The following is a 640-nucleotide window of genomic DNA, read 5'->3' on the forward strand; positions in this document are numbered from 1 at the left end:
AGATAAATGGCAATTTATGCAACCTTTTTACAACAAAAACTATAAGTAAAAACTTTGCGACTATAGGAAGTTCTGGGAATTATTTGGCATTTAATATCCCTGTTGTAGATGGATATAAACCACTTTGCATTATAGCGATAAACCTTCCCGCAAATGTTGGGATTAATTTTTTCAACATATCAGGATACACAGCGAATGTAAATTTTTATGGACATGTAAATAATCCTGCTACTACATGTTCAATTGTTGTTTTGTATACAAAAGTGTTATAAATTTAAACCTGAATAATTAAAACACTCTATATTATATTTTGTATAATTTTAAATCACGTGTATCAGCTCTGACATAAGTTTTAATTATCAAGTATTTCTGTCCTTATCAATAATACTGTTGCGGTTCCTGAAACAGTAATAGAGATAGAAGCTAAATTTGTTACATTAAGCGTTGCCTTCCCTCCAGATAGTCCCATATTGAATACATGCGCATAATGCGAAGTAAGACTATATTGAAGAATGCCGACAAATGTATATCCAGATGGTATTGTTATATTTCCACTAATTGCACCCCATTGGTTTGTACCTATTGTTACAGATGAAAGCGATATGTTTTGTATTTTAAATTTTAAATTGCCATTTATCTT

Annotated in this window: 2 protein-coding genes; one reads left to right on the top strand and one right to left on the bottom strand. The window is 30.5% G+C overall.

Going from position 1 to position 640, the window contains the following annotated elements; all coding sequences use genetic code 11:
* A partial coding sequence (locus D5281_RS26390; protein ID WP_277935644.1) for a hypothetical protein occupies positions 1–272 on the top strand: 272 nt, incomplete at its 5' end.
* Between the two features lie 80 nt (positions 273–352).
* Here the strand turns inward: D5281_RS26390 and D5281_RS25215 are convergent.
* The coding region (locus D5281_RS25215) for a hypothetical protein (protein WP_160562574.1) at positions 353–640 on the bottom strand (288 nt) is incomplete at its 5' end.

This window comes from Parablautia muri, from assembly GCF_009917485.1.
Taxonomy (GTDB): Bacteria; Bacillota; Clostridia; order Lachnospirales; family Lachnospiraceae; genus Suilimivivens; species Suilimivivens muri.